At 66.1% G+C, this 18,629-nt stretch carries 21 protein-coding genes; 8 read left to right on the forward strand and 13 right to left on the reverse strand.

The window, feature by feature from the left end; all coding sequences use genetic code 11:
• The first annotated feature begins 4 nt into the window (after positions 1-4).
• Positions 5-334 (forward strand): FeoA family protein, encoded by a 330-nt coding sequence (locus AQ619_RS02735; RefSeq protein WP_084745719.1) that lies wholly within the window; start codon positions 5-7, stop codon positions 332-334.
• Positions 331-2,211 (forward strand): ferrous iron transporter B, encoded by a 1,881-nt coding sequence (gene feoB / locus AQ619_RS02740; RefSeq protein WP_062143906.1) that lies wholly within the window; start codon positions 331-333, stop codon positions 2,209-2,211. The genes AQ619_RS02735 and feoB overlap by 4 nt, the downstream gene beginning before the upstream one ends.
• A gap of 123 nt (positions 2,212-2,334) precedes the next feature.
• Here feoB and AQ619_RS02745 read toward each other — a convergent pair whose 3' ends face one another.
• The 5 genes from AQ619_RS02745 to epmA form a co-directional block, all read right to left on the reverse strand.
• Positions 2,335-3,021 carry a hypothetical protein gene (locus AQ619_RS02745; RefSeq protein WP_062143909.1) on the reverse strand — a complete coding sequence of 229 codons (687 nt, stop codon included), beginning with the start codon at positions 3,019-3,021 and terminating at the stop codon, positions 2,335-2,337.
• A gap of 48 nt (positions 3,022-3,069) precedes the next feature.
• Complete coding sequence (locus AQ619_RS02750) at positions 3,070-4,293, reverse strand: DUF418 domain-containing protein (RefSeq protein ID WP_084745721.1); 1,224 nt, start codon at positions 4,291-4,293, stop codon at positions 3,070-3,072.
• 29 nt (positions 4,294-4,322) lie between these two features.
• On the reverse strand, positions 4,323-5,201 hold the full coding sequence (locus AQ619_RS02755; RefSeq protein ID WP_062143912.1) for a 3-hydroxybutyryl-CoA dehydrogenase: 879 nt from the start codon (positions 5,199-5,201) through the stop codon (positions 4,323-4,325).
• Between the two features lie 128 nt (positions 5,202-5,329).
• A complete protein-coding gene (locus AQ619_RS02760; RefSeq protein ID WP_062143914.1) occupies positions 5,330-6,367 on the reverse strand; it encodes a lysine-2,3-aminomutase-like protein in 1,038 nt (345 codons plus the stop codon).
• A 159-nt stretch (positions 6,368-6,526) separates the two neighbouring features.
• Complete coding sequence (epmA, locus tag AQ619_RS02765; protein WP_062143918.1) at positions 6,527-7,588, reverse strand: EF-P lysine aminoacylase EpmA; 1,062 nt, start codon at positions 7,586-7,588, stop codon at positions 6,527-6,529.
• Between the two features lie 125 nt (positions 7,589-7,713).
• On the opposite strand from epmA, the gene efp reads away from it, so the two are divergent.
• A complete protein-coding gene (efp, locus tag AQ619_RS02770) occupies positions 7,714-8,280 on the forward strand; it encodes an elongation factor P (RefSeq protein ID WP_062143921.1) in 567 nt (188 codons plus the stop codon).
• A 317-nt stretch (positions 8,281-8,597) separates the two neighbouring features.
• On the opposite strand, the gene AQ619_RS02775 is transcribed toward efp, so the two are convergent.
• From AQ619_RS02775 to AQ619_RS02790, 3 genes are all read right to left on the reverse strand, one after another.
• Positions 8,598-9,266, reverse strand: coding sequence for a hypothetical protein (locus AQ619_RS02775; protein WP_062143924.1), 669 nt, complete (start codon positions 9,264-9,266; stop codon positions 8,598-8,600).
• 10 nt (positions 9,267-9,276) lie between these two features.
• Positions 9,277-9,762: a surface-adhesin E family protein gene (locus tag AQ619_RS02780; RefSeq protein WP_062143927.1), complete on the reverse strand. Its 486-nt coding sequence runs from the start codon at positions 9,760-9,762 to the stop codon at positions 9,277-9,279.
• A 1,106-nt stretch (positions 9,763-10,868) separates the two neighbouring features.
• Positions 10,869-11,750, reverse strand: a complete 882-nt coding sequence (locus tag AQ619_RS02790; RefSeq protein WP_062143933.1) for a LysR substrate-binding domain-containing protein — start codon at positions 11,748-11,750, stop codon at positions 10,869-10,871.
• A gap of 121 nt (positions 11,751-11,871) precedes the next feature.
• Here AQ619_RS02790 and AQ619_RS02795 point away from each other — a divergent pair, with 121 nt between their 5' ends.
• On the forward strand, positions 11,872-12,069 hold the full coding sequence (locus AQ619_RS02795) for a hypothetical protein (RefSeq protein WP_062143936.1): 198 nt from the start codon (positions 11,872-11,874) through the stop codon (positions 12,067-12,069).
• Positions 12,070-12,146: 77 nt separating this feature from the next.
• Here the strand turns inward: AQ619_RS02795 and AQ619_RS02800 are convergent, their stop codons facing one another.
• Together AQ619_RS02800 and AQ619_RS02805 are read right to left on the reverse strand one after the other, a co-directional pair.
• Positions 12,147-13,088 (reverse strand): electron transfer flavoprotein subunit alpha/FixB family protein, encoded by a 942-nt coding sequence (locus AQ619_RS02800; protein WP_062143939.1) that lies wholly within the window; start codon positions 13,086-13,088, stop codon positions 12,147-12,149.
• Positions 13,089-13,835 (reverse strand): electron transfer flavoprotein subunit beta/FixA family protein, encoded by a 747-nt coding sequence (locus tag AQ619_RS02805; RefSeq protein ID WP_062143942.1) that lies wholly within the window; start codon positions 13,833-13,835, stop codon positions 13,089-13,091. It lies immediately after the preceding gene.
• A 217-nt stretch (positions 13,836-14,052) separates the two neighbouring features.
• Between AQ619_RS02805 and AQ619_RS02810 the strand changes: the two genes are divergently transcribed.
• Positions 14,053-14,328 (forward strand): hypothetical protein, encoded by a 276-nt coding sequence (locus AQ619_RS02810; RefSeq protein WP_062143946.1) that lies wholly within the window; start codon positions 14,053-14,055, stop codon positions 14,326-14,328.
• 2 nt (positions 14,329-14,330) lie between these two features.
• Here AQ619_RS02810 and AQ619_RS02815 read toward each other — a convergent pair whose 3' ends face one another.
• Positions 14,331-14,909, reverse strand: a complete 579-nt coding sequence (locus tag AQ619_RS02815) for a cob(I)yrinic acid a,c-diamide adenosyltransferase (RefSeq protein ID WP_062143949.1) — start codon at positions 14,907-14,909, stop codon at positions 14,331-14,333.
• Between the two features lie 26 nt (positions 14,910-14,935).
• On the reverse strand, positions 14,936-15,133 hold the full coding sequence (locus AQ619_RS02820) for a twin transmembrane helix small protein (RefSeq protein WP_062143952.1): 198 nt from the start codon (positions 15,131-15,133) through the stop codon (positions 14,936-14,938).
• 310 nt (positions 15,134-15,443) lie between these two features.
• On the opposite strand from AQ619_RS02820, the gene AQ619_RS02825 reads away from it, so the two are divergent.
• From AQ619_RS02825 to AQ619_RS02835, 3 genes are all read left to right on the forward strand, one after another.
• Positions 15,444-15,668 carry a CC0731 family SpdR-regulated protein gene (locus tag AQ619_RS02825; RefSeq protein WP_062143955.1) on the forward strand — a complete coding sequence of 75 codons (225 nt, stop codon included), beginning with the start codon at positions 15,444-15,446 and terminating at the stop codon, positions 15,666-15,668.
• Positions 15,665-16,312 (forward strand): TetR/AcrR family transcriptional regulator, encoded by a 648-nt coding sequence (locus AQ619_RS02830; protein ID WP_062143958.1) that lies wholly within the window; start codon positions 15,665-15,667, stop codon positions 16,310-16,312. Before AQ619_RS02825 ends, AQ619_RS02830 begins: the two co-directional genes overlap by 4 nt.
• 73 nt (positions 16,313-16,385) lie before the next feature.
• Complete coding sequence (locus AQ619_RS02835; protein ID WP_062143961.1) at positions 16,386-16,994, forward strand: TetR/AcrR family transcriptional regulator; 609 nt, start codon at positions 16,386-16,388, stop codon at positions 16,992-16,994.
• A 4-nt stretch (positions 16,995-16,998) separates the two neighbouring features.
• Here the strand turns inward: AQ619_RS02835 and AQ619_RS02840 are convergent, their stop codons facing one another.
• Positions 16,999-18,609, reverse strand: coding sequence for a serine hydrolase (locus tag AQ619_RS02840; RefSeq protein WP_062143965.1), 1,611 nt, complete (start codon positions 18,607-18,609; stop codon positions 16,999-17,001).
• Between the last annotated feature and the right edge of the window lie 20 nt (positions 18,610-18,629).

Raw genomic sequence — 18,629 nt, forward strand, 5'->3', positions numbered from 1 at the left:
TCTGATGCCTGACGGTCTAGCCCCGGTTTCTGGCCTTGAGGCCGCCCTTGCCGCGACACCCTCCGCCCGCTCCCTGGGCGAGGCTTCGCTTGGCGACAAGGGGGTGATCCTCAGTGTCACCGGTCGGACCGGCGCGGCGGAGGCCGTCGACGCGGAGGAGCTGGAGCGCCGCCTGCTGGAAATGGGCTTTGTCGAGGGCGCACGGGTCGAGGTCCTGCACGAAGGGCTTTTCGGTCGCGACCCCATCGCCGTGCGTGTGGACGACAGCCGCGTCGCCCTGCGCCGCCGCGAAGCCAGCGCCGTGTCCGTACTGTTTGACGGGAACCAGTCTTGACCTCTCAAGCCGAATCGCTTGACCCGGCGCGCATCGCCCTGGTCGGCAATCCCAATTCCGGCAAGACCGCCCTGTTCAACGCCCTGACCGGCAGCCGCCAGAAGGTGGCCAACTATGCGGGCGTCACGGTGGAGCGCAAGGAAGGCGTGCTGACCACGGCCAGTGGCCGCACCCTGCGCCTGCTCGACCTGCCCGGCACCTATTCGCTGCGGGCCCGCAGTCCCGACGAGGTGGTGACCCGCGACGCCATTCTCGGACGGCTGGCCGGCGAGTCGGCCCCCGACGTTCTGATCTGCGTGGCCGATGCGACCAATCTGCGTCTCGTGCTGCGTCTGGCGCTGGAACTGAAACAGGTCGGCCGGCCGTTCGTCCTGGCCCTCAACATGTTCGACATCGCCCAGCGCCAGGGGCTTCGCATCGACGTCGAGCGCCTGGCCAGCGAGATCGGCGCGCCGATCGTCACCACGGTGGCGACCCGCAAGCGCGGCCTGGACGACCTGATCGCCCAGGCCGAAGCCCTGACCGTGAGCCTGGCCGGCGAGCACGCCAGCACCTGGCACGAGCCCGATGCCGCCGAGATCCGCGCCGCCCACGCCGAGGCCCAGCGCATCTTCAAGGCCTGTGTGAAGCCGCCGGAGCGGCCCGACACCATCACCGGCAAGATTGATGATGTGCTGCTGAACCCGGCGGCGGGCCTGCTGATCCTGGGCCTGCTGCTGTTTGTGATGTTCCAGGCGGTCTTCACCTGGGCAACCCCGACCATGGATCTGATCGATGGTGGCTTCGCGGCCCTGGCGGGCTGGGTCGGCGCCCATCTGCCCCAGGGGCTGCTGGGCAGTCTGATCGCCGATGGCCTGATCGCCGGTGTCGGCAGCGTGCTGGTGTTCCTGCCGCAGATCCTGATCCTGTTCTTCTTCATCCTGCTGCTGGAAGACAGCGGCTACATGGCCCGCGCCGCCTTCCTGATGGACAAGATCATGGGCGGGGCTGGCCTGCACGGCCGCGCCTTCATTCCGCTTCTGTCCAGCTTCGCCTGCGCCATCCCCGGGATCATGTCGACGCGGGTGATCGACAACCGCCATGACCGCCTGACCACCATTCTGGTGGCGCCGCTGATGACCTGCTCGGCCCGGATCCCGGTCTATACCCTGATCATCGGGGCCTTCATTCCGCAGAAGACGGTGTGGGGCTTCCTGTCCCTGCAGGGCCTGGTGATGTTCGGGCTCTATGCCAGCGGGATTGTCAGCGCCCTGGCGGTGTCGTTCGTGATCCGCCGGGTGTTCTGGCGCGGTACGGTCGAGCCCTTCATGATGGAACTGCCGACCTATCGCTGGCCCGAGCCGCGCAATGTGCTGCTGAACCTCTGGGCCCGGGCCAAGATCTTCATCACCCGCGCCGGCAAGATCATCCTGCCCCTGATGGTGCTGATCTGGGTCCTGGCAACCTTCCCCTATCCGCCCGAGGGCGCGACGGGTCCGGCCATCGACTACAGCTTCGCGGGCATACTCGGCGGCTGGATCGAGCCCCTGCTCCGGCCGATCGGCTTCAACTGGCAGATGTCGATCGCCCTGATCCCCGGCATGGCCGCCCGCGAGGTCGCCGTGGCGACCCTGGGCACGGTCTATGCGGTCAGTGATCCTGACGGTGCCGCCACGGCCCTCTCGGCGACCCTGTCGAGCCAGTGGTCGCTGGCCTCGGCCCTGTCGTTCCTGGCCTGGTACGTGTTCGCACCGCAGTGCGCCCCGACCCTGGCCGTGGTCAAGCGCGAGACCAACAGCTGGCTGTGGCCGACCGTGATGTTCGTCTACATGGTCGCCCTGGCCTATCTGGCGGCGTTTGTGACCTATCATGTCGCCGTGGCGATGGGGGCGGGGTAACCGCCGGCCCTAGAGCGTTTTCCGATAGGTGTGAAACGGTTATCGGATCGAAAAACGCTCTAAACTTTTGATTTAGAGCCCTTTTCGTCCGACCCTGATGAAGCCATCAGGTCGGAAAGGGCTCTAGCTGGCGGGCAGGCCGATCATCCGGGCGAACGCCACGAACCAGGGCCAATTCGGGGCCTGGAACATGGTGAGCTGGATGGCCGTCATGACGACCAGGGTTAGCCACCAGGGGCTCGCCCAGCGTCCCCTGAAACCGTCCCACAGGACAAGGCCGACCAGCACCGCCTGGACCGTCCAGAAGCTGGGCGGCAGGGCGCCGGCCAGGCCGCCGAGCGATGGAATATTCATGCCATAGGCCCGGCCCAGGGCCGGCGGCAGGGCGACAAAGGCCGTCGAGGCCATGAAGCGGGCATGCAGGAACATCGTCCGCCGGCAGGCGATGGCCAGGATGAAGAGCAGGCTGAACAGGGCCAGCGACCAGACATCGATCCAGGCCAGGGTCAGGCGCAGCGGCACATCGAAATGCGAGTTGGGGCCGAGCATGTCGGTCACCAGGGTGAAGGCGCTGACGACGAGGGCCGGCGCGATGATCAGCGAGGTCCGGCCGATCCAGCGATGCCAGAGCGTGTGTCCGCGTCCGATCAGCCAGCTCTGAACCACCAGCAGGACCATCCAGCCGGTCGCCAGGACGCCGTGGAGGATGCGCAGGGGATCCAGCGGCCCCGCCCCGCCGGTAAAGCTTGGCCAGAAGCCAAACAGCGTGACGGCGAAGGCGAGCAAGAACGCCAGATAGAGATGCCGCATGGACGCGCCCCTGGACAGGTTGATGGCGTAACGGGTTCCTGCGTTGGGCTAGGCTGCTCGCGCCAGGCCCTTGCCATAGGCCAGACGCCGCCAGACCCACTCCAGCGGGCCCATCGAGAACTTCGACAGCCACAGCGGTGACCAGATCAGTTGCACGCCCCAGATGATCGCGACGATCACCCAGAGGTCCACCCGGTTGGCATCGCCATAGAGGCCCAGCCCGCGTCCGCCCCAGAAGATCGTGGTCATGATGATCGACTGGCTGATGTAGTTGGTGAAGGCCATCTGGCCGAGGCGGGCCAGGGGTGTGAGCAGCTTGCGGAACAGATCCAGCTTCAGCAGCAGGATGGCCAGGGACGCATAGCCCAGGGTGATGGGCAGGGTCAGGAATTCGAAGCCGATCTGCAGGGCCCCGCTGGAGCGCGGCTGGGCGAAATCAATGATCAGCTTCTCGCGCGACTCCATGCCGGTCACCCACAGGCCGACCGCTCCGAAAGCGACCAGAAGGACATAGACCCAGGTCGGGGCGCGCCCGGTCAGGAAGCCCCACTTGTAGAGCGCCATACCCAGCATCATCAGGGCCCCGGTCCGCCAGATGACGACCAGCAGGCTGGCCGGCTGCAGGAACATCCAGGCCTTGAAGTTGACGCTCATGGCCCCGGCGAAGCCGGACTTGACGGTGGCAATGGCGGCCGCGATGTCGGCCGGGTCACCCTTGGCCATTTCCTTGAGCACCTCGGTGCGGATCTCGGCCGGGGCGTAGTCCAGGGCCATGATCGGCAGGACCGCCATGGCCGAGCCCAGCAGGATGATCGTGATGGCGACGATGAACAGGGTGCGCGGCTTCCAGGAGCGGAACAGCAGCACCCCAAAGCCGGTCACGGCATAGAGCAGCAGAATGTCGCCATACCAGATCAGCAGACCGTGGATCAGGCCGAACAGGGTCAGCCAGCCCAGCCTGCGCCGCAGCAGAGCCCCGCGCGGCTTGTCGCTGCGCTCGCCGCCGACCAGCAGCAGCGACACGCCGAACAGCATCGAGAACAGGGTGACGAACTTGAAGTGGAAGAAGGTCTGGACCACCCACCAGGCGTCGCCCTCGGCCCCGGTCATCGGGAAGGGCGAAAGCTTGGGCGTCATATAGACGTCCATGGGCATGGCGAAGGCCACGGCATTGACCGCAAGGATGCCCATCACGCCCAGGCCCCGCAGGACATCCAGGCTCATATGGCGATCACCGGCCGCCACGGGCCGCAAGGCTTGAGTCTCGGTCATCGGCGTCCCCCTTTGGAGACGCCGCACGCCTAGCGCGTGGGAACCGGCGTCTCGCCCCGATAGTCATAGAAGCCCCGTCCGGCCTTTTTGCCAAGCCAGCCGGCCTCGACATATTTCACCAGCAGCGGGCAGGGGCGGTATTTGCTGTCGGCCAGGCCTTCGTGCAGCACGTTCATGATCGACAGCACCGTGTCGAGGCCGATGAAATCGCCCAGTTCCAGCGGGCCCATCGGATGATTGGCCCCCAGCTTCATGGCGGTGTCGATCGCGTCGACCGTGCCGACGCCCTCATAGAGGGTGTAGATCGCCTCGTTGATCATCGGCACCAGCACGCGGTTGACGATGAAGGCCGGGAAATCTTCGGCATTGCTGGTGATCTTGCCCAGCGACTGGGCGAACGACACAGCCTTTTCGTAGGTGGGGACGTCGGTGGCGATGCCGCGGATGATCTCGACCAGCTTCATCAGCGGGACCGGGTTCATGAAGTGCAGGCCGATGAACCGCTCGGGGCGGTCGGTGGCCGAGGCCAGGCGGGTGATCGAGATCGACGAGGTGTTCGAGGCCAGCAGGGTGTCGGACTTCAGGTACGGCTGCAGGCTGCGGAAGATGGCCTTCTTGGTCTCTTCGTTCTCGGTGGCCGCCTCGATGGCCAGGTCGGCCTGGCCCACGGCTTCCAGGCCTTCGGCGGCCCTGATCCGCGACAGGGCGCCGGCCATGGCCGCATCGTCGATGATGCCGCGGCTGACCTGGCGCGCCATGTTCTTCTCGATCAGGACCAGGCCTGCGTCGATACGGTCTCTGGAGATGTCGTGCAGCACGACATCATAGCCCGCCAGCGCGCAAACATGCGCGATGCCCGATCCCATCTGGCCCGCGCCGATCACGCCGACCGTCTTGATTTCACTCATGAACGCCAAGCCTTCGCTTGAAACGGCGCTGGGACCATCGTCCGCGCCCGAAATTGTGGCGCTGTTTCTAGCACGAGAATCCACGGCCTCGTCCAGACTTTGCTGCGACGCAGCGGGGATCGGTCGCGCTAACCGACCGGTGGATAGATGTGGCTGTGACCCTGGGGGTCTTCCACTCCGCCCTCGGCCAGATAGTGGGGGCCCACGGGAACCTTGCCGTGACCGCCGGGGATGTCGAGGATGTAGGTCGGCTGGGCCAGGCCCGAGACCGTTCCCCGCAAGGCCTTCATCAGGGCCTGACCCTCGGCGAGGCCGGTGCGCAGGTGGCTGGTGCCAGGCGCATGGTCGTGGTGGTGAAGGTAATAGGGCTTGATCCGCGTCTCGACAAAGGCCCGCATCAGGGCACCCAGGGTCTCGGCGTCATCATTGATCCCGGCCAGCAGCACCGTCTGGCTGATCATCGGAAAGCCGGCGTCGACGATCCGGGCGCAGGCGGCGCGGGCGGCGGGGGTCAGTTCACTGGCGTGGTTGGCGTGCAGGGCGACATAGACCGCCTTGCCGCTGGCCTTCAGGGCCGCGACCATCTCGTCGGTGATCAGCGCCGGATCGACCGCCGGAACCCGGGTGTGGAAGCGCACGACCTTCACATGGTCGATCTTCGCCAGCCGCTCGCCGATGTCGCGGAGGCGGCGGGGCGACAGCACCAGCGGATCGCCGCCGGTGACGATGACCTCCCAGATCTCCGGCCGTCCGGCGACATAGGCGAAGGCCGCGTCCAGTTCGTCCGGCGAGAGGGTCTTCAGCCCCTCGGGCCCGACCATCTCGCGCCGGAAGCAGAACCGGCAATAGACCGCGCAGGTGTGGGTGGGCTTGAGCAGCACCCGGTCGGGATAGCGATGGACGATCCCCTCGACCGGGCTGTGGGTCAGGTCGCCGATCGGATCGGGATCCTCGCCGGGCGCCGGCACCAGTTCGGCGGTCTGGGGCAGGAACTGGCGGGCAATGGGGTCGGCATCGTCGCCCGGCACGATCAGGGCGGTCATGTCGGCGGTAATCGCCACCGCATACTGCGCCGCCACCCGCTCGAGCGCCGGCAACCGCTCGGGGGCGATCAGGCCGGCATCGGCCAGGGCTTGCGCCGTGCGAAGGGTCTGGGCGGGGGGCATGGGAGGCGGGGATATGGCGTAAAAGGGCTCGAGAGTCGACCACTTGCCCCCTCCGCGCCTTCGGCGCTCCTCCCCCGGAGGGGGAAGATGAAACGCGCCGACCTCATCTTCCCCCTCCGGGGGAGGAGCGCGCAGCGCGGAGGGGGCAAGTACCGCCCTTCAGGCCACCGGCACCCACATCACCTGGTCCACCCGGCTGGCCCCGGCCGCCAGCATCACCAGCCGGTCGAAGCCCAGGGCGCAGCCCGAGGCCTCGGGCATGATCTCCAGGGCCGCCAGGAAGTCCTCGTCGATCGGATAGCGCTCGCCATAGATGCGCTGCTTCTCGTCCATCTCGGCGACGAAGCGGCGGCGCTGTTCGGCGGGGTCCGTCAGTTCTCCGAAGGCATTGGCCAGCTCGACGCCGCAGGCATAGAGCTCGAAGCGCTCGGCCACCCGCGGATCGCCCGGTTTCGGCCGCGCCAGGGCGGCCTCGGCCACCGGATATTCGCACAGGAGGGTGGCCCGGCCGGCCCCGAGCTTCGGCTCGACCTTGTCGACGATCACCTTGCTGAAGATGTCGGCCCAGCTGTCGTCGGCGGCCACCCGGATCCCTGCCGCCGTCGCGGCCGCCGCCAGGGCCTCGCGATCCGTCTCGCCCCCGGGGCCCAGGCTCGCAAGGAGATCAACCCCGGCATGGCGCTCGAAGGCCTCGGCCACGCTCAGGCGTTCAGGCGTCGCGAAAGGATCACAGGTCATGCCGCGGAACGAAAAGGCCCGGGTCCCGGCCGTCTCGGCCGCCAGGGCCAGCAGGCGCGCGCAGTCATCCATCAGGGTCTGGTAGGGCGCGTCCGTCCGGTACCATTCCAGCATGACGAACTCGGGATGGTGCAGCGGCCCCCGCTCGCGATTGCGCCACACGCGGGCGAAATCGAAGATCTTGTCCTCGCCCGCCGCCAGCAGCTTCTTGCAGGCAAATTCCGGCGAGGTGTGCAGGTAATAGGTCTGGTCCGGCTCGCCGGTGAGGCTCAGCAGGGTGGTCGCAAAGGCATGCAGATGGGCCTCGTTGCCGGGCGAGACCTGCAGGGCGGCCCCCTCGACCTCGATAAAGCCCTCGGCCTCGAAGGACTCGCGCACCGCACGCGTGATCCGGTTGCGGATCAAAAGGAACGGCCGGCGGTCAGCGTGGATCGTCGGGGTCCACCAGGGCGACCTTGCAGGCGAGGGGGCGTCAAGGGCCACGGGGGCATCCCGCATCTGAGGCTGGCGAAATTGCCGCGTTCGCTATAGGAGGGCGGTCAAAGGATCACCACCCCCTTCGCGCGGCCGCCTCCGGGCAGCGCCCGGAAAACCTGAGGACTAACGAAGTGAAGGTAGCCGCCAGCTCGCTCCGCAAGGGCGCCGTCGTCGATATGGACGGCCGTCTCTATGTCGTTCTGACCGTCGACAACATCCACCCCGGCAAGGGGACCCCGGTCACCCAGCTGAACATGCGCCGCATCAGCGACGGCGTGAAGGTTTCGGAGCGCTATCGCACCACCGAGCAGGTCGAGCGCGCCTTCGTCGACCAGCGCGACCACACCTTCCTGTACCAGGATGGTGAGGGCTTCCACTTCATGAACCCGGAATCCTATGACCAGGTCGTGGCCACCGCTGACGTGATCGGCGATGCCGCGCCCTATCTGCAGGAGAACATGACGGTCCAGCTGTCGACCCACAACGACGTGCCGATCGCCATCGAACTGCCGCGCACCATGATCCTGGAAGTCGTCGACACCGAACCGTCGGTGAAGGGCCAGACCGCCAGCTCCTCCTACAAGCCCGCCCTGCTCAGCAACGGCGTCAAGACCACTGTCCCGCCCTATATCGCCGTTGGCGTCCGGGTGGTGATCCTGACCGAAGACAACAGCTACCAGGAACGCGCCAAGGACTAAGGTTTCCTTCTCCCCTTGCGGGAGAAGGTGGCCGCGCAGCGGACGGATGAGGGGTCTCTCAGAACCGTCCGCGCGACCCCTCATCCGTCGCCTGACGGCGACACCTTCTCCCGCATGGGGAGTAAGGAAGAGATCAGAAGGCCCGGCGCGCAAGCGCTGGGCCTTCTTCGTTGGGGGGCAGTGGCGGGTCTTCAGTGACGTTGGGAAGTTCCGCTTCCTGGCCCTGATAGTGCGTCGATGATGAGGATCCGCGAAGGGGGTAGCCTGGCGCATCTTCGCTGCGGCGCAGACAAACGAAGGGGCAAGGCGGGCGGACGCTATCCTTCAGGCCGATCATCGAGCTTGGCGTCGACGGGTGTGCAGTCGCCGGGATAGGGCGCGACGAACTTCGCGTCGTCGAGATCGAACATAGAGCGCCAGATGACGCCTGGTTGGTTCACGGCGCTGCCCATATCCAATGGGTCGGCGCGCATGGGTACAACGCCGGTCAGGATTTCCATATCGTCGGTGGTCTCGAAATTGCCATCGCGGTCAGCAACAATAGCCTTGAGTTCCTTCTCACCCTTGTAGGCCTGCGGCCGCGGTCGCGTGAGGGTGTAGAACGGCCCCTTCTTGGGTAGCGCCGCCTCCGGCGCGCCACCCAGCTGCGGCGTCCCGTTGATGTAGATTTGCGCGAGCTTACCGTCGCGGCCGTAGTCGGCCGAGATGTTCCAGCGCCAGACATAGTAGCTACAGAGATTGATATCGTAGATGTACTTCTCGATGTTTGCCTTGCGAGGGTGAGCGATGAGCGTCGCGCCGCCTTGATCCACGAAGACGGCCCGCACTTGGTCCCGGGTTGAGGCGGTCGAGAACGTGCGGGCTACGACGCTCTTCATGTCGTCGTAACCGACCTCCGTCTCGAACCGAAACGGTACGGCTGCGTTCGCGGCCGAAACGGCCTGCAGCGCAATCGCGGCCGTGATTGAAATGGCCGGGATATACACTCCCCGTTCCCTATTTCAGCCGCTGACCGGTTGTGGGCGCTTCGCAGATGCGTTTGACCGTACGGCCCTTCGTCGAAGATATATCGACCGCTTTCCACTCGGCATTTGGTGAGCTGCGCGCTTGGGAACGTCCGGTCAGATTGTTGTCTTCGAAGATCGCCATGTCGAGGACTCGCACCCGTTGACCGGTGCAGTCGACATTCCACGTTTGCAGATTGTAGCGAGCGTTGAGGTCACCTAGCTGGACCGGGCGGTAATACTCATGGCGGATTTGGGCCGTGATGGTCTTTTCGGCCTCTTGTCGAACGCCGTCGGGACTGCCGAACACGACCGCTGCGCCGTCCGCCGCAATCAACGTCCATCGGTCAGTCTTGAGATAGGCTTTGATCCAAGCGGTGACCCCCGCGTCGTCGATCGTGGCGGGCGGCGGAACCGGCTCTGCCGCCGCCGCGCCAGCGACAGCAATTGCGAACAAAGCGATGGCGAACGTTTTCATTATGTAGCCCCCGGTTGAATAGAAGGATGAAACAAGGGCTGTGTCAAAGGGAGTTTCCGTAACTATCCATTGCGGCTACGCCTGCTGCTTCGCAACGGTTTGATGCATCTCGTCATGGCGAAGTGGTGAGTGTCCGGACTCTGGAATGATCTCAGTTTCCACTAGTGGCGCGCAGCATCTCGCTGAAATCCTCCAGCCTCACCGCGCCCCATCGCGGGGCCTCACCCTAAAACCCTTGGTGGAATTGGAGCTCTGGCTGAGGGTCTCGTCAAGGACGACGCGGAGCGTCGCCGCGACGCGGCCGCCAGAGGCGGTCCTTGACGAGACCCTCAGCCAGAGCAAGCTCGCCTCCATGGGTTTCAGGGCGCGGCCTGACCGCCGGGGCGGTCGATCTGAACCCTTCTCCCAGAGGGAGAAGGAGGGGCCCGTCCCGGCGAAGGCCGGGATGGGAGGTTGAGGGGTTTGCGAAGCCCTTCCGGACAGGGCAGGGACTTTGGGCATGAGGGCGGCCGACGGTGTAACCCCTCACCCTCCCATCGCTTCGCGACGGGCCCCTCCCTCTCCCTCTGGGAGAGGGTTGCGACCACGAGGACAGGCGGCCGGCGATCCCCGGGCTATCCGCCCCAAAGTCCAATCCGGTCAGGGCGCTAGAACTAAAGCGAGCGCGCCTGTCCCCGGCGTTGAAATCGGCCGCATAATCATCCCACCTCGTCGCACGGGAAGGGCGCAAGGCCAGCGACCATTGTGGCGGCGGGGGGTGATCGAGCGGGGCTGGGGTCGAGGGGGATACTCGACCGGTCCGGGGATCCTGGCGTTGCAGGACCCGCCCGCCGTCGGCGTGGACGGAGAGACCCGCGGGAGATGCCTTCGGCCCTCGCGCTTCGACCGCCGGGCGGCTCCGGAAACGGAGCTGTTCGGGTTCTGCTAAGGCCTCAACAGGGCCACCTGGCGGGAGGCTGACGGAAAACGGTGACGCGGAGCGGTCGGCTTCGTCGAAACGGTATTTTCTATCTCTCATCCGGACGTGGTCCGGACGCTCCGCGACCCTTTCCATAACCCTCGCAGCGAAAGCGCGGGGCTGCCGGGCCGTGCCCGCCAGGGCGAGGTCACGGCTCCCGGCTGTCCATCGTCTCGGCCACGAACCAGTCCCGCAGCTTGAGGATCCGCGCCAGCTTGGGATTGTCGGCCCGCCAGACAAAGTGGTGGCCGGTATTGACCTCGACCGCGCCGGCGAGGGGGCGAACGAGGCGGCCGTCGCGAAGGTCGCGCTCGGACAGGCCGCTGCGGGCCAGGGCGACGCCCAGGCCCTGGGCGGCGGCGTCGAGCATCATCGAGGTGTCGTCAAAGCCCAGGCTCGGCGGCAGGGTGGGTGAGGGCAGGCCCATGGCGCTGAACCAGGCGCTCCAGGGCAGGGCCGTGTGCCGCAGCAGGGGGGCGGTCAGGAGGTCTTCAGGCTGGCGGATCGGGTGGCGCAGAAGGAGAGCGGGGCTACAAACCGGAAACAGCCGTTCGCTGAGCAGACGCACCGACTCGACGCCCGTCCAGGGTCCCATGCCAAAGCGCAGGGCGACGTCGACGCCGTCGGTGGAGAGGTCCGACACACGGTCCTCCACCCGGACAGTGAGGTCCAGCTCGCCCGTTTCCGCCGAAAGCCGGGCGAGACGCGTGACCAGCCAGCGGGTCGCGAAGGCCGCGCCGGTACTGACCACGATCGGCCCGCAGGCGGCATTGCGCGCCGCCTGGACCCCGTGTTTCAGGCTGCTCAGAGCGTCTGTGACACTGGCGGCCAGGGCAGCGCCGGTGACGGTGGGCTCCATGCGGTTGCCCTTGCGCAGGAACAGCCGCACCCCGAGCTCGTCCTCCAGCTTGCGGATCTGCTGGCTGATCGCCCCATGGGTGACGAACAGCTCGTCAGCCGCCCGGCTATAGCTGCGATGGCGGGCCGCAGCCTCAAGGGCCGCGAGGGCGGAGAAGGGCGGCAGGCGCATGGCTGAAGATGTTAGTCCGGCTTACAAGCTGGGCCAATAGGGATCGTTGGCTTTCAGGGGCAAGCGAGGCGATGGTGTCCCTGGCGCCGCGATTTACATTCCCTCTCCGAAAGGCCCTGAGATGAAGATCCTGCTTGTTGCGGGTGCGCTGGCGCTCGCCGTTTTCCTGACGCTCGGCCACCCGGCCCGGCCCCTCGATGACCTGCGCTGGCAGCGCGACCAGGCCGCTCTGCCCGGCGCCTATGAGACCGCCAAGATCGGTTTGCCCCAGGCACCGCGCCAGATCGCCCTGGCATCCTCGTCCCTGGAGCGCCGATGACAGTGTGGGGCCGATCGGCAGCCACAAAAAAGGCCCGGAGTCACCTCCGGGCCTTTCCGTTGTCTAGACGCCGAAGCCTATTTTCCGGCCGCGGCGAGCGCGTCCATCAGTTCGGGGATGGCGGTCTTGTAGTCTGCCACCAGGCCGAAATCGGCGACCTGGAAGATCGGGGCGTCGCTGTCCTTGTTGATGGCGACGATGATCTTGGAGTCCTTCATGCCGGCCAGGTGCTGGATGGCGCCCGAGATGCCGATGGCGACATAGAGGGCCGGAGCCACGACCTTGCCGGTCTGACCGACCTGGTAGTCGTTGGGGGCATAGCCCGCATCGACTGCGGCGCGGCTGGCACCGACGGCGGCACCCAGCTTGTCGGCCAGGGGCTCGATGACCCGCTGGAACTCTTCGGCCGAACCCATGGCGCGACCGCCGGAGACGACGATCTTGGCCGCAGCCAGTTCCGGACGGTCCGACTTGACCATTTCTTCGCTGACGAAGCGGGTCTTGCCGGCGTCGGCACCCGAGACGGTCTCGACCGGAGCCGAGCCGCCCTCTTCTGCCGCTGCGAAGGCGGTCGGACGCACGGTGATCACCTTCTTGGCGTCCGAAGACTGGACGGTTTCGAGGGCGTTGCCGGCATAGATCGGGCGCACGAAGGTGTCGGCACTGACCACTTCGACGATTTCCGAGATCGGCGCGACGTCGAGCTTGGCCGCGACGCGCGGGGCGAAGTTCTTGCCGCCTGAGGTGGCCGGCACGAGGATCGCGTCATAGCCGCCGGCCAGGGCCAGAACGGCGTCGGCTTCAGCCTCGGCCACACCGTGGCCCAGGGCGTCGCTGTCGGCCAGCAGCACCTTGCGGACGCCGCTGATCTTGGCGGCCGCATCGGCCACGGCCTTGGCGCCATGGCCGAGGACCAGGATGTCCACGTCGCCCGAAAGCTTCAGGGCCGCGGTGACCGTCTTGTGGGTGCCGTCGCGCAGCACCAGGTTGTCATTATCGGCGACGACGAGAACGGCCATCTAGAGCACTCCCGCAGTGTTGAGCTTGGAAACCAGGTCGGCAGCGGTCTCGACCTTGATGCCGGCCGAACGCTTGGCCGGTTCGGTGACCTTCAGGACCTTGAGGCGCGGCGCGATATCGACGCCGTAGTCGGCGACCGTCTTGCTGACGATCTCCTTCTTCTTGGCCTTCATGATGTTGGGCAGGCTGGCATAGCGCGGCTCATTGAGGCGCAGGTCAGCGGTGATCACGGCCGGCAGATCCACGTCCAGCACCTGCAGGCCGCCGTCGACTTCGCGGGTGACCTTGGCAGTCGCGCCCGAGATTTCGATGGCCGAGGCATAGGTGGCCTGCGGCCAACCCAGCAGGGCCGACAGCATCTGGCCGACGGCATTGTTGTCGCCGTCGATGGCCTGCTTGCCCATCAGGACGAGGCCGGGCTGTTCTTCGGCAATCACGGCCGCCAGCAGCTTGGCAACGGCCAGGGGCTCGGGATCGGCGTCGGTGGTGACCAGGACGCCGCGGTCACCGCCCATGGCCAGGGCCGTGCGGATCGTTTCCTGGGCCTGGGCCGGACCTATGCTGACGATGACGATCTCGGTCGCCACGCCCTTTTCCTTGAGACGGACAGCTTCTTCGACCGCGATCTCGCAGAACGGATTCATGGACATCTTGACGTTCGCCAGATCGACGCCCGTCTGGTCCGCCTTGACGCGAACCTTCACGTTATAATCGATAACCCGTTTAACCGGGACTAGGACCTTCATCGGGTTTCACGCCTCCAGGCTGCGTTTTCTCCTGCGTGGGCACGGGATTACCCTTTTTGCACCGCAACGCAAGTTTCCCTTCGCGTAAGCGTAAAGCATCGGCGCGCTCAGGGTTCAAACGACCGTACGACAGATCGCCGCCGGCGTCCGCCGGTGCGGACCTCCATCACGCGAAAGGGCTGGTCAGGCTGATGGCCGGCGACTAAACAGCCGGGCCATGAACCGCACCCTCAATCGCCTGAAGATCATCTTCATCGGCCTGTTTCTGGTCAGCAGCGCTGCAGTGTTGGCCTATCATTACCTGTGGGTGTGGCCGAAGGATCGCTGTGAAGCGCGGGGCGGTGCCTGGGCCGGGCGCTGGCTCAAGTGCGGCACCATCTATTCGATCGAGACCCTGACCCGCCGGCCGAACAATCTGCCGCCGATCAATAATGAGCGCCCTGCGCCTGCGCCTGCGCCTGCGCCGCCGACGCCGGCACCTGAAAAGAAGTAGGCTTAGCGCGACGCGCCGGGCTTCCAGAGCACGTCGGCCGCGCCCCGGTCATTGGCCCAGCGGGCCGCCACGAACAGCAGGTCCGACAGGCGGTTGAGATATTTCAGCGCCGGTTCGCCCACGACTTCGCCTTCGGTTTGCGACAGCAGAACGACCGCCCGCTCGGCCCGCCGGCACACCGTGCGCGCCACATGCAGGGCGGCTGAAGCCGGCGTTCCGGCCGGCAACACGAAAGAGGTCAGGGGCGACAACTCGCCGTTCAGCCGATCGATCTCCTGCTCCAGGCGCAGAACCTGGCTGTCCACGACTCGCAGGGGCTCCCAGGCAGGCTTCTCAGCCTGTTCCGGGGTAGCCAGATCCGCGCCGAGGTCGAACAGGTCGTTCTGGATCCGCTCGAGCAGGGCATCGAGCTCCGGTTCCGGTGCGGTGTGTTGTCGCGCCACGCCGATAAAGGCATTGGTCTCGTCGACGCCGCCATAGGCCTCTACCCTCAGCGAAGCCTTGCTGACCGGGGCTCCGGTGGCCAGGCGCGTAGAACCGCCGTCTCCGGTGCGGGTATAGATCCTGTTGAGCGTGACCATGGGTCGCAGACCGCCGTTATCGCATTCTAGCGCGTACGCCACCAATATGCGGCGACCAGTACGATGACCGCCGTAAACTGCAGCACGACCCGAAGGCGCATGAGCTTGTTGGAATAGGAACGGCCGAAATCGCCGCCCCGAAACAGCGCGTAAAGCCCGCCGCTGAGGGCCAGCAAGACCGCCAGGAGCGCGGCAGGAACGAGGAAGTCGAATAGTCTGTCCATGGCTAAAGGATAGGCGCTCTGAAGACATTTGACCACCAGGCTTCGGTTTGGTGGAACGTTGTCCGATGAGCGAACTCGTCGAACGGGTTCGTTGAGTGCATTTGTCGCAGTGCCAGATGGCTACCGGTCCCATATACGAAAATCAGCCGATGTTCGGTGATTTTAGTTCGATCTGACGGTTGCAATCGCAAGTCTATGGCGATATGGCCCCCGCTCCGATTTTTCCAGTATGCGTTCGTTGAACATGATCGCCCCCTCACCGCAGATCGTTCAGCGCTTCATCCCCAGCGGGGAGGCAGGAGAAAACAGAATGGCAAAGGCCTCGATCGCCGTCGCCGCGTTCTCCGCGTCCGAACGCGAAGACGCCATGGCGGAAGTCCGCCAGTTGATCACCGACCTGCGCGACGCCGCGCAGGATGGACGCCAATTGGCGCGCCGGTACGCCGACGTTCTGCAGAATGTCGTCGATGAGTATTGCACTGAGTTCGAGAAGCGCGCCGAGGCCGCACTCGCCCGTCTGGAGGCCGCCGCATGAGCTTTGTATCCGTCAATATCGAGTCCGCGGCCGATTCCCCCGTCAAGCTGACCCGCCGGGCCCTGGCCAAGCAACGCACGCGCGAACGGGTTCTGTCGGCCGCGCGCCGACTGTTCAGCGAGCGCGGCTATGAAGGCGCAACGATCCGCGACATCGCCCAGGCCGCCGGCATGTCGACCGGCGCCGTCTTCGCCAGCTTCGCCGACAAGACCGAGCTGTTCGACGAGATCCTGACGGCCGATTACGAAGTCATCTATGCCCAGATGGTCCAGGCTGCCCGCGCCGGCGCGACGGTCGATGAGGCCCTGCTGGGCCTTTTCGGCGTCGCCTACAGCTTCCACCTTGACCAGCTGCCACTCCTGCGCGCCACCATCGCCGTGTCCTGGACCCGGACCGAGGCGGCCGAACGCAGCGCACGGGCCGATCTCAAGCACATCTTCCGCCTGATCGGTGAAGTCACCCAGCGCGGCATCGATCAGGGACAGCTGAAGAGCGGCATCGACGCAAAGCTCTTGGCTGAAATCACCTGGGACGTGTATGTCGCCAACTATCGCCGTGCGGTCTTTGATGGCTGGACGGTGGAAGCGTTGCTCGCGCGGCTTTCGGATCAACTGAAGGTCATTTTCGCGGGCGCACGGGCCTGAATGGGGGGGCGCCCCTTTGGGGCGGGGCGTCCTCGATCATTGAAAGACGCTGGCGTGTTCGAGGGGGACGGGCTTGGGCGTAAGGGACGACCAGAAACAGGCCACGCGAGAAAAGGTCCTGGTGGCCGCTCGCGACCTGTTCAATGACGTCGGCTACGAGGAAACCACCATCCGCGCCATCGCGGAGCGGGCGGGGGTCTCGGTCGGTAGCGTCTTCACGACCTTTGCCTCCAAGGCCGAAGTTCTCAGCCATGTGATGGAGCACCGGCTCTCGGACCTCTATGCCGAGTTTGACCGGGTGATTCCCTTCCTGCGCGGCTCGACCGCCGACCGCCTGTGCTCGATTTTTGCCATCCACTATGAGTTCGAAACCCGCCGGGTGAAGCTGTTCCTGGCCCATATCGCGGCCTCTTACAGCCCGAGCGTCGACCCGAGCGTCACGCCCTACGGACGAAATGAGCGCCTAACCGACATGCTGCGCGACGTGCTTGACGAGGGCGTCAGGCGCGGCGAGGTCCGCGCCGATCTAGACCAGCAGGTCGTCATCGATGTGCTCAAGGCGGCCTATGCCTGGAACTATCGCATAGCGGCCAATAGCGGCGGCCAGGGCGACGCATTGGTGATGTCGGCCGCCATGGACCGCCAGATCCTTAGTCTCGCCGAGGGCTGGCGGCCTCGCTGACCGGTCAGGGCAGGCGGGTCAGTCGCAGGTCCTGATAGTCGAAAGAGAAATCCGCCAGCGGCGACACGGCCTTGACTAGGGCGGATATCACCTTGCCGTCAGCAAGGTCGAAGGTGATGAAGGCGTCTTCCTGGGTGCGGTCGTCAAAGACGGTCTTGAAGGTCTCGCCGTCGAACAGGTCCAGCCTGCCGCGCAGGGCCGGGGTCTTGTCGAACGAGACCGTCAGGCCGGTAGCCTTCCGTCCCTTTGGCTTGCCGACGGTAACCGTGCCGTACCAGGGGTCGCGATAGACCCCGACATAGGCGTCGAGCGGCAGGCTGGGAGCCTTTCCGCCGCCCTTGGGCGTCGTCACGGCGGCAGCGTCCTTGGCGGTCTGGGCATCAGCTTCGGCCTGGACCCGCCGGCTTGACGCGATCCAGTCGAAGTCACTGCGGCCCTGAAGCCGGTCCGGACCGCCGTAGCGCAGGGCGCGCAGGACCGGATTCTCTTCGGCATTGGTCATGACCATGATGCCGGACTTCCGGCCCGGCAGCAGGCCCGTATAGGAGATAAAGCCCGCCAGGCCGCCGGTGTGCCACAGCAGGCGCTCGCCACGATGGTCCTGAACGAACCAGCCCAGGCCGTAGGCCTGCATGGATGGCCGAACCGGGTTTTCCGCCGTCGGACCATCGGACGAGGTCGTGATCGTGTGCGGCTTCCACATTTCCCGGGCCGTGGCTTCGGACCACAGGCGCTGGCCATTGGGCAGGGCCCCGAGAGCCAGCTGGACACGCATCCACTTGCCGATATCGGCCGGGGTGGTGTTGACCCCTCCGGCGGCGGCGGCCGAGGCGAAGCTGTCGTCGAAGGGCAGAACGGTTTGCGGGCCGAGGCCGCGCACTGGCGGGCCGAGGCGGCAATGGGGCTCAGCCCGGCGGGACTTGTCGACCCTGGCGGGTGAGGTCACCGTATCGGTCATGCCCAGCGGGTCGAGGATCCGGGTCTGGATGAAGTCTTCCCAGGGCTTGCCGGTGACCGCCGCGACCACCTCGCCGGCGGCGACATAGAGCACGTTGTCATAGGCATAGCCGCCCCGGAACTGGCCACCGATCGGCAGGTACTTCAGCCCCGCCAAGATCTCGGCCCGGGTGTGGGTGGGGGCGGGCCAGATCATCAGGTCGCCGGCCCCGAGGGTCAGGCCACTGCGATGGACCAGCAGGTCGCGCACGGTCATCAGCTTGGTGACGATCGGGTCGCTCATCTGGAAGTCGGGCAGATAGCGGGTCACCGGGGCGTCCCACTCGACCTTGCCGTCCTCGACCAGCATGGCCAGGGCCGCCGCCGTCATGGCCTTGGTGTTGGAGGCGATCCCGAAAATGGTGTTCTCGTCGCAGCGCACCGGCGAGCCCAGGCGCCGGACGCCGTAGCCCTTGGCCAGGGTGATCTGACCGTTCTCGACCACGCAGATCCCCAGACCCGGCTGGTCTGGAAAGGCGGCCATGACCTGCTGGGCATAGAGGTCGACCGCGGCGGCGACGGAACCGGTTTCCCTCGCCTGGGCCGCACCGCCAAAGGCGGCGAGGCCCGTGGTCGCAAAGGCGGAGAGCAGGGCGGTTCGGCGCGTGGTGGCGAGCATGGGGGCGTCCTCTGAGGCAA

Origin of the sequence: Caulobacter henricii, assembly GCF_001414055.1 — a bacterium.
In the GTDB taxonomy this organism is placed as follows: Bacteria; Pseudomonadota; Alphaproteobacteria; order Caulobacterales; family Caulobacteraceae; genus Caulobacter; species Caulobacter henricii.